Raw genomic sequence first — 9,806 nt, forward strand, 5'->3', positions numbered from 1 at the left:
GCCGGCCCGGTCAGCGTGGTGCCGTCGATCCACTGCTGCGCGAGCGCCTGCCACTCGGCCGGCACGTCCCCGACCTGCGCGGGCGGCGGCGCGAGGGTGGCGGTGGTGCCGGTCTCGGCCAGCACCTGCTCGGTCCAGCGCTGGTACACCTTCAGTGGGGTGTCACCGAGGCCGTACACGTCATCGTTGTCCGCAATCCAGCCGAACATCGCGTGGACCCGCTGCTTGTACGGCTCGTTCTGTTGGTAGAGCACCTCGTTCCACATCCAGTCCGGGTTCGCGCCGGAGTCCAGCACCATCTTGTCGGTGTGCTGCGGGAACAGGGTCGCGTACGTCGAGCCCAGCAGCGTGCCGTAGGACAGGCCGTGAATCGAGATCCGCTCCTCGCCCAGGGCCTGCCGGACGAGCTCCCAGTCGCGGGCCGTGTTCTCGGTCGTCAGGTGCCGCCAGTCGTCACCGCTCGCGGCCTCGCATCCGGCGCGGTGGGCGGCGCCGCCGTTGGTGGCGATGGTCACCGGGTCGACGGGGAAGGGCTCGCAGTGCAGCGGGCCGGCGTGGGCGAGTCCGCGCGGCTGCACGCCGATGAGGTCCCATTCGTCGCGCATCTCCTCGGGCCAGGTGAACAGGCCGCTGTCGTCGAAGTAGGTGAGGGTGTCGCCGCCGGGGCCACCGGCGTTGCCGAACAGGACGCCGCGCCGGGCGCCGGGGTCGCGCGCAGGGAGTTTGGAGACGGTCACGTCGATCGTCTCGCCGTCGGGCTGGGAGTAGTCCTGCGGGACGGTCACCGCGGTGCAGACCGCGCCCGGGGTGGTGACGGTCTCGGGGCACGGGCCCCAGGTGGGTGCGGCCGTCGCTGTGGGTGCGGTGGGGGAAGATCCCACGACGACGACAACGCCGGCCGCAGCCAGCACCGTCGACACCCCCACGGCGAACGATCTGCGGTAAGAATCTCCGGACCTGAACAAGTTGAATGCTGCTGCGCGGCTGGCCATGTGGAGATGATCGCAGGCCGGTCTCGATCGCGGGCCGGGGCGGTGGGCGGTTGCCCCCGGGGCGTACCCATGACGTCCCCCGGGCCCACCCATGACGCGCCCGGACCGACCCATGACGTCCCCCGGGCCCACCCATGACGAATGTCATCGTTGAGATCGTGACATTCGGCCCTTCGCACCGCGGCCTCGGTCGACCAGGCTTGAGCCCATGACCACGACGCACCCGCCGGGCCTCGAGTTCTCCGGCCTTACCAAATCGTTCACCGCGCCCGGTGCCCAGCCCGTCCGGGCGGTCCGCGGGATCGACCTGCGCATCGGCACCGGCGAGGTGGTCGCGCTGCTCGGCCCCAACGGGGCGGGCAAGACCACCGCGCTCGACATGGCGCTCGGCCTGACCAAGCCGACCGGCGGAACGGTTGCCGTGTTCGGAGACCGCCCCCGGAAGGCGATCGCCGACGGCCGGATCTCGGCGGTGCTCCAGTCCGGTGGGCTGCTGTCCGATCTCACGGTGGACGAGACCGTCCGGGCGGTCGCCGCGCTCTACAAGGACACGCTCAGCGTGGGGGAGGTGCTCGACCGGGCCGGGCTGGCCGGACTCGCCCGCCGTAAGGTCGGCCGGTGCTCGGGCGGCGAGCAGCAGCGGCTGCGGTTCGCGCTCGCCCTGCTCCCGGATCCCGACCTGCTGATCCTCGACGAGCCCACCGCCGCGATGGACATCGCTTCGCGGCGCGAGTTCTGGGCCACGATGCACGACGAGGCGTCGTCCGGGTCGACGATCATCTTCGCCACCCACCACATGGAGGAGGCCGAGGGCTTCGCCGACCGGATCGTGCTCATGGCCCGCGGTGAGATCGTGGCGGACGGGTCCGTGGACCGCATCCGCGCCATGACCTCGGGCAGTCGGACTACCGCGGTGTGGAGCCCGTCGCCGGGCGAGCCCGCCCCGGAGGACCTGCCGGGTGTGACAGATGTAGAGCGCACCGCCGCGCGAGTGCTCCTCACCAGCACGGATAGCGATGCCACGGCCCGCGCCCTGTTCACCCGGACCGCGGCGCGTGATGTCACCATCACCGCCCGCTCCCTCGACGACGCCTTCCTCACTCTCACCGCCGACCCCACCTCAGCCGCGCCCACCACCCTGGAGGCAACCCGATGAACACCACCTACTGGGCGATCGATCTGCGGCGCACGATGCGCGACATCACCAACATGTTCTTCATCGTCGCCCTGCCGGTCGTGATGTACCTGGTCTTCGGCAGCGCGCAGTCGTACAAGGACGCCCCGGTCCAGAGCGGCAACGTCGGCGCGGTCGTAATGGTCTCGATGGCCGTGTACGGCGCGGTCACCGCCACCACGACCATCAGCGGCGGCGCCGCGCTCGGGCGCTTCCAGGGCTGGGGCCGCCAGCTCGGCCTCACCCCGTGGAGCGGGTCGGGGTACGTGGTCACCGAATCCGCGGTCGCCATGACGATCGCGGCCGTGCCCGTGCTGTTGATCGGCCTCGTCGGCGCGTTGACCGGCGCGCAGGCCACGCCCACCGCGTGGGTACTGTCGCTCGGCGCGGCGTGGGTGGCTTCGGCGGTGTTCGCGGCGTACGGCCTGGCGGTCGGGATGGCCTTCCGGTCCGAATCGGCGCTGGGCGTGGCCGGCGGCAGCCTCGTGCTGCTGGCGTTCGCGGGCAACATGTTCATCCCGCTGTCCGGGCTGATGCTGGACCTGGCCCGGTTCACTCCGCTGTACGGGGTCAACGCGCTGGCGAGGTTTCCGCTCACCGGCGGGGTGATCAGCGAGGGCGTCTCCGATCCACTGTGGCTGCCCGTGCTCAACGTGGTCGTGTGGGGCCTCATACTGGGTGGGATCGCGGCGGTGCTGGTGCGTCGCCGTCGCGGGCGGGTATGACCGCGTCGCGTTTCCGCAAGGCACGGCGTCACCGCGAGGCACGGCGCCACCGGGCACGATGAGATGACGACGACAACGTCGCAACACACCCCACCGCAGACATCCACCAGCTCCACGAACCAGGCTCATTGACGAGGAGGTGGCTGACATCGCTTCCGTCCGCAGTGTGGGGGATCGAATCCGGGCCCGCATCCGGTCGGGCGCGTACGGTCGGATTACCCACGACCCAGGAGGCCGACCGTGACCACCGATCCGCACGCCCGACCCGCTGAAACCGCCGATTCCACCGATTCTGCCGGCCGCTCGCCGCTTGTCGACCCCACCACCAAATACGAGGTGGAGATCCCGCTGCAGACGCAGCCGTTTCCTGGCCTCGCGTCCGAGTTGAAACCGCCCGCGGACCACGGCGAGGACTCCTGGGTGGGGCACGGCCGACTCGAGGGCCGGCGGGCGCTCATCACCGGCGGCGACTCCGGGATCGGGCGGGCGGTGGCGATCGCGTACGCGCGGGAGGGCGCCGACGTGGCGATCGGCTACCTGCCATCCGAGCAGTCCGATGCCGACGAGGTCGCCGAGCTGGTCCGCGCCGCCGGACGCACCTGCGTGCTCCTGCCCGGCGACGTCGGCAACGAGGAGACGGCGCGCGCGATCGTCCGGGATGCGGTCGCCGGCCTCGGCGGGCTCGACGTGCTGGTGCTCAACGCCGCACGACAGACGTTCGTCGCGAACCTGGAGGACCTGTCGTCCGAGCAGTGGGCCGAGACGATGAACGTCAACGTCAACGCCCCGTTCTGGCAGATGCAGGAGGCGCTGCCGCACCTGCAGCCCGGCGCGAGCGTCATCTTCACCTCGTCCGTGCAGGCCTACACGCCGTCCGCCGGGCTGGTGGACTACGCGACCTCCCGAGCGGCGGTCAACATCATGTCCAAATCGCTGGCCCAGCAGCTCGCGCCGCGCGGGATCCGGGTCAACGCCGTGGCGCCGGGCCCGTTCTGGACCGCGCTGCAGGTCAGCGGCGGCAAGGATCCTGAGCAGCTGCCGTACCACGGGCAGAAGAACCCGCTGAAGCGACCGGGGCAGCCCGTCGAGATGGCCGGCGCGTACGTGTACCTGGCCTCCGAGGAGTCGTCGTACACAACAGGAAACACGCTCTCGGTCACCGGCGGCGCGCCGACGCCCTAGACCTCGCCCCGCTGCAGCCCTCTTCCGGCACGAGTTCCGCTCCCGCGCCTCACGATGGCGTCTCGCGTGCGCATCGGCGACGGCGAGACGCCATCGAGAGGTGCGGCTGTGAAACGACCGAGCATCCGCAGGCGCGAGACGCCATCGGCGGGCGCGAGACGCCATCGACAGGAGCGGATGCGAGTCAGCGAGAGTGCCCAAGTGCACCGCATACGAGCACCGCACATGGAATCGCCCGCCCGGCCGCGGAGCTTCAGCGGTCGGGCGGGCGATGTCTTGTGCCGGGCCGGCGAACGTGGCCCCGCGGCCCGGGTAGCGCAGGCCGGGTAGCGCTGGCCGGCAATTGCGGGCCGGGTAGCGCTGGCCCGGGTATCGCGGATCACGTGTCGTGGATCAACACACCTCGCATGATTTTCCCGTCCTGCAGGTCCTGGTAGCCCTGGTTGATCGTGTCGAGGGTGTAGGTGGTGGTGATCAGCTCGTCGAGCTTGAGCTTGCCCTCGTCATACAGGCGCAGCAGCTTGATGATGTCGTACTGCGGATTGGCAGAACCGAACAGCGAGCCCTTGATGGTCTTGCCGAACAGCGCGAGCTGGGTGCCGCTCACCTGCACGGTCTTGTCGGTCATGTTGCCCAGACCGGTGATCACCACGGTGCCGCCCTTGCCGATCACGTCGAAGGCAGCGGACACGACCGCTTCCTCGACGGTGCCGACCAGGATGAGAGCCTGGTCTGCCATCTGGCCCCACGTGAGCTTCTCGACCGCGGCATGGGCCTCCTCGGCAGTGGCGAACGCGTGGGTGGCACCGAACTTCAGGGCCTCGTCGCGCTTGAACTGGATCGGATCCACGACCACGACGTGGCGGGCGCCCGAGTGAACAGCTCCCTGGACGGTGTTGATGCCCAAGCCGCCGATTCCGTAGATCACCACGGTGTCGCCCTGCCGGACACCGCCCGTGTACACCGCCGTGCCCCAGCCCGACGGGACGCCGCAGCCGACGAGGACGGCCTTCTCCAGGGGGAGCCAGTCGTCGACCTTGACGACTGAATGCTGGGAGATCACCGAGCGCTCGGAGAAGGTGCCGAGCATGCACATGGCGCCGAAGTCCTTACCGTCCGCATGGAACCGGAAGGTGCCGTCGGGCATGTGGCCGTCGAGGATGGTGGCGCCCATGTCGCACAGGTTCTGTCGACCGGTCGAGCAGTAACGGCAGGTGCCGCAGTTGGGGATGAACGAGCAGACCACGTGGTCGCCGGGCTTGACCTTGGTCACGCCGGGCCCCACGGCCTCGATCACGCCGGACCCCTCATGCCCGCCGACTATCGGGAAGCGGGGCGGCAGCGAGCCGTCGGACAGGTGGAGGTCGGAGTGGCACAGGCCGGCGGCCGTGTACTTGATCAGGACTTCGCCGGGGCCCGGATCGTCCAGGTCCAACTCGATGATCTCGAAGGGCTGGTGGAGGTCGAACAGCACTGCTGCCTTGGTCTTCAAGACGGGGTTCCTTTCGGGGAGGGGCGTGCGTGATGGGGGAAGCGCCGGGGCGAGGATCGGGGCGAGGATCGGGGCGCGGATCAGTGCGCGATCGGGGTGGGATGCCCCGCCGCTCAGAGCGCGATGTTGACCGAGCGGGTCTGGGTGTACAGGTCGAGCGCGCCCTTGCCGAGCTCGCGTCCCCAACCGGACTGCTTGAATCCGCCGAACGGCATCGCGGTGTCGAAGCCGTTGTACTGGTTCACCCACACCGATCCGGCCTGCAGGCGGCTGGCCACGTGGTGGGCCTTGGAGATGTCCTTGGTCCAGATGCCGGCCGCGAGACCGTAGGTGGAGTCATTCGCCTGGCGGACGGCGTCGTCGACATCGGAGAACCGCAGCGCGGACACGACGGGGCCGAAGATCTCGTCGGTGACCACCCGGTGGTCGGGCTCGACGTCCACGAAGACGGTCGGCTGGACGAAGAAGCCGGTGTCGCCGTGGCGATTGCCGCCGGTCAGGGCCCGTCCGCCGTCTTCGATGCCGGCGCGCAGGTAGTAGGAGACCTTGTCGAACTGGTCCTGGTCGACCAGCGGGCCGAGCTCGGTGGCGGGGTCGAGACCGTGTCCGATGGTGGCCTGGGCCGCGGCGTCGGCGACGGCCTGGGTGAACTCCTCGTAGATCGAGTCCTCCACGTAGAGGCGGGTGCCGGCGGTGCAGGCCTGGCCGTGGTTGAACATCCACGCGGCGACGGACCCGGCGACGGCGGCGTCCCAGTCGCAGTCGGCGAAGACGATGTTGGCGCTCTTGCCGCCCAGCTCGAGGGAGACCTTCTTGAGGTTGCCCTGTGCGGCCTCGACGATCTTCTTGCCCACCTCGGTGGAACCGGTGAAAGCCACCTTGTCCACATCGGGGTGGCCGGAGATGGCGGCGCCGGCATCGCCGAATCCGGTGATGATGTTCACCACGCCGTCCGGGACCCCGGCCTCGGCGCAGATCTCGCCGAGGATCAGCGCGGTCAGCGGCGTCTGCTCGGCGGGCTTAAGGACGAGCGTGTTGCCGGTCGCCAGTGCGGGGCCGAGCTTCCACGAGGCCATGACCAGCGGGAAGTTCCACGGGATGATCTGGCCACACACGCCCACCGGGACACGCGTGGTGTAGGCGTGGAACTGCTTGTCGCCGGCGAACGGCATGGACACGTCCACCGTGGTGCCCTCGATCTTGGTGGCCCAGCCGGCGTAGTAACGGAATACGTCGGCGGCCCAGGCCACGTCCACGGCGGTGGCGATGGTGGCGGCCTTGCCGTTGTCGAGCGCCTCGATCTGGCCGATCATCTCGGCCCGCTCATCGAGCAGGTCGCCGATGCGCCACAGGATCTGCTCGCGCTGGTTGGGCTTCATGGTGGACCATCCACCGTCGTCGAACGCGCGGCGGGCGGCGGCCACGGCCTTGTCGACGTCCGCGGGGCCGCCGTGCGCGACCTGCGTGATCTCGGCTCCGGTGGCGGGATCGTAGGTGCCGAACGTGCGGCCGTCCTCGGCGTCGACCCACTGTCCGTCGATCAGCAGGCGGTGCGGCCTGGCGAGGAATTCGCGGGCCTGTGCGCTGAGTCGCTCATCGACCCCCGCGGCATTGGTGGGACGGTTCAGTGTTCCGGTCATGGCTACCTCCGAAGTCGGCGACCGCCTCGGTGTGAGGCCGGTCACATACGACTATGGGGGAGAAATCCACCGGCGAAGTGTTCAGTTTCTGGACAATTTCAGGACAGGTCGAACTCGCGCATACGGGCGTAGAGGGTCGTGCGGCTGATCCCGAGACGCTTCGCCGCCCGCGACCGCACGCCGTTGCATTCGGCCAGCGCCGCGACGATCGCGTCGTACTCGCCGCGCGCCAACTCGCCCTGGGTCGGGGGCCGTCCGGTGCGGGCGCGGGAGGGCAGGTCGCCCACGTCGAGTCGCCGCGCACCCCGCCGGCTGGGGTCGTCGAGACATTCGGTGAGGATGGCGCGCAGCGAGACCAGGCCGTTGGGCAGGTCCAGGCCGCTCACCGCGTCGAGGAACCGCGGGGTCACCGCCGGTGCGTCGGTGCCGCGAGCGGCGGCCAACGCCTCGACCATCGCGCCAACAATGTCCTCGAGTTCCGCGCCGCGCTCGTGCAGGGGGCGCACCGTGGTGCGTGTGCCGCAGACGTCGAGCACCTCCGTCACCGCGGGGCGGGGGTTGTCGCGACTGGTGACGACGACGACACCGTCAGCCATCGAGCCCAGCCGTGAGGCCAGGCGCCGGAGATCGGCATCGGCGAGCAGATCGATGTCGTCGAGTATCAGCACGGTGGGCTCGTCGCGCATGCCCCGGAGGGCGGGCGCCGCGAGGTCCTGCCAGGCCTGCAGGGCATCGTCGGCATCGGCGAGCCTGACGTGGACGGCATCCGGACCGGCCAGCTCAACGGCTGTAGTGGACCTGCCCGAGCCCGACGGACCGACCACGGCATGGGTGCCCTGCGACTTCGAGACTGTGGATGCCTGCGGCCGGGTGAGGGGCGCGGGCCGAGATCCGGCACTGATTGCCTCACCGACGTGGATCGGGCGTTGATCGTTGCCCCGGCCTCCGCGGGCGGTTCGCGGGTGGCTGGCCTCGTCGTCGTCGTGAAAATCAGGTAGGTCAGGGAAGCTCAGGTCGACCAGGTGGCCGCGGCGGCCGACCCGACTCGAGGTGATTCCCACGCGACCGACCGACAGGTCCACGGCGTCCGCGACCTGGCCCCGCTCCACCATCCGGCGGAGTGTCGCGATGTCCTGGGCGGCGAGTCGCTCGAGGCTCGCGTTGGAGGCGAGCACCACCTCGTCGCCGAAGGCGCAGGTCAGCGACTCGGACGTGCGGGTGCGCTCGACGAAGCGACGCCACAACTCGCGGTCATCGCTGCCGGCGGTGTCCACGTAGCGGGCCTCGATCTCCGCGACGATCGTGCGCACGAACGGCGCGAACAGTCGCGACGCGTCGGCGTTCAGCCCGGACAGGTTGACCGCTCCGACGATGCGGCGGGTGAGCGGATCGATGATGGGGTGCCCGTAGCAGCTGAAGTCGCGCAGGACCTCCGCGAAGTGTTGGTCGCCGTGGATGAACACGCCGGCGCGCGTCTCGAGGGCGGTGCCGATGCCGTTGTTGCCCACGGCGTCCTCGGTGAGGACCGCGCCGTCGTCGACACCCCGGCGCAACAACATCCGGGTGACCCGCGCGGCGTCCCGCACCGTGCGGACCACCTGTCCGCTGCGGTCCGCCAGCAGGAGCGTCGCGCCGGTACCGCGCAGGGTCGAGTCGAGCTCGTCCAGGACCGGACCGGCGGCCTCGGCGAGGCGACGCGCACGCATGCCTTCCGGGCCCGGTACTCCCGGGCGTGCGCTCTGAGGGGTGAGTCCGCACGACGCGGATCGCCGCCAGGACAGGGTGAGCTGGTCCTGGTCGGGCCCGGGCGAGGCGGGCTCGGCGAGGGATGGCAAGCGGACACCTCCAACGACGGTTCGGGTGTGATCCGCACCATACCGCCGAATCGGTGTGGGGAACGAGGGCGATCGGGATCTCTCAGGGTGCCGTCAGGGATGGCGCGCCGCGTGGGCCGGGTGCACGAGATGCGACGGTAGCGCGGCCATGTGCCCGGGGCCCGTGACAGGGCGTGCGGCGAGGCGGGCCGAGACCGCGTTCGCGCAGTCGGTCACCGCCCGGACCGCGCGCGTCACGGCCCGGCCGGTCATGCGTCGGCCGGGGGCCACGGCCACCGATCCGATCGCCCGGCCGTCCGGTCGCAGTACGGGGGCGGCGATCGAGGCCACCGCGATATCGGCGGTGGCGGAGAGGTCGGCGTCGGTCACGTCGATCTCGGACAACTCGACAAACAGCTCTGACACCCGCTCGCGGACCAGCGCACCGACGCCGGCGGATTCCAGGGAATCCGCCATGCGCAGCAGCTCGCGGCGGGCCGGGGTCAGCCGCTCGATCGACCATCCGCGGCGGGCGATCTGGGGGAGGACGAGTTCGAGCCGCTCGCGCGCGGCATCGGTGATGCCGGTGCCGTCGGCAAACCATCCACGTTGCTCGGCCAATGTGAAGCGGGCGGCCAACTCGCGCGCGAACGGTGCGCGGATCGGGGTGACGTGCCCGACGGGCATGACCTCGCGCGCGGCGGTGCGCATGCCGGCGCCGACGGCGTCCACGACCTCGGCCAGTCCGTCGCGGGCCTCGATGACCACCGCGCCGATCCCGGTGTCG

The 9,806-nt window shown here is 70.4% G+C and carries 8 protein-coding genes; 3 read left to right on the forward strand and 5 right to left on the reverse strand.

The genetic code is table 11. The features are described from left to right. On the reverse strand, positions 1-992 hold a 992-nt coding region (locus G6016_RS02210), incomplete at its 3' end, for an alpha/beta fold hydrolase (protein ID WP_187354251.1). Positions 993-1,200: 208 nt separating this feature from the next. Between G6016_RS02210 and G6016_RS02215 the strand changes: the two genes are divergently transcribed. The 3 genes from G6016_RS02215 to G6016_RS02225 all read left to right on the forward strand — a co-directional run bounded on the left by G6016_RS02215 (position 1,201) and on the right by G6016_RS02225 (position 4,073). Then, positions 1,201-2,148, forward strand: coding sequence for an ABC transporter ATP-binding protein (locus G6016_RS02215; RefSeq protein ID WP_182631078.1), 948 nt, complete (start codon positions 1,201-1,203; stop codon positions 2,146-2,148). Beyond that, on the forward strand, positions 2,145-2,891 hold the full coding sequence (locus tag G6016_RS02220) for an ABC transporter permease (RefSeq protein ID WP_182631079.1): 747 nt from the start codon (positions 2,145-2,147) through the stop codon (positions 2,889-2,891). Before G6016_RS02215 ends, G6016_RS02220 begins: the two co-directional genes overlap by 4 nt. 240 nt (positions 2,892-3,131) lie before the next feature. Next, positions 3,132-4,073, forward strand: coding sequence for an SDR family oxidoreductase (locus G6016_RS02225; RefSeq protein WP_182631080.1), 942 nt, complete (start codon positions 3,132-3,134; stop codon positions 4,071-4,073). 379 nt (positions 4,074-4,452) lie between these two features. On the opposite strand, the gene G6016_RS02230 is transcribed toward G6016_RS02225, so the two are convergent. The 4 genes from G6016_RS02230 to G6016_RS02245 all read right to left on the reverse strand — a co-directional run. Beyond that, a complete protein-coding gene (locus G6016_RS02230; RefSeq protein WP_182631081.1) occupies positions 4,453-5,565 on the reverse strand; it encodes an NDMA-dependent alcohol dehydrogenase in 1,113 nt (370 codons plus the stop codon). Positions 5,566-5,678: 113 nt separating this feature from the next. Further along, positions 5,679-7,205 carry an aldehyde dehydrogenase family protein gene (locus G6016_RS02235; protein ID WP_182631082.1) on the reverse strand — a complete coding sequence of 509 codons (1,527 nt, stop codon included), beginning with the start codon at positions 7,203-7,205 and terminating at the stop codon, positions 5,679-5,681. Between the two features lie 98 nt (positions 7,206-7,303). Next, positions 7,304-9,040, reverse strand: coding sequence for a helix-turn-helix domain-containing protein (locus G6016_RS02240; protein ID WP_182631083.1), 1,737 nt, complete (start codon positions 9,038-9,040; stop codon positions 7,304-7,306). A gap of 93 nt (positions 9,041-9,133) precedes the next feature. Next, a partial coding sequence (locus G6016_RS02245; protein WP_182631084.1) for an IclR family transcriptional regulator occupies positions 9,134-9,806 on the reverse strand: 673 nt, incomplete at its 5' end.

Origin of the sequence: Dietzia aerolata (assembly GCF_014144865.1) — a bacterium.
In the GTDB taxonomy this organism is placed as follows: Bacteria; Actinomycetota; Actinomycetes; order Mycobacteriales; family Mycobacteriaceae; genus Dietzia; species Dietzia aerolata.

Excerpts from the sequence above, each read along its gene's own strand:
- G6016_RS02215 (WP_182631078.1), top strand. The coding sequence starts at position 1,201 with ATGACCACGACGCACCCGCCGGGCCTCGAGTTCTCCGGCCTTACCAAA.
- G6016_RS02220 (WP_182631079.1), top strand. The coding sequence starts at position 2,145 with ATGAACACCACCTACTGGGCGATCGATCTGCGGCGCACGATGCGCGAC.
- G6016_RS02235 (WP_182631082.1), bottom strand. The coding sequence starts at position 7,205 with ATGACCGGAACACTGAACCGTCCCACCAATGCCGCGGGGGTCGATGAG.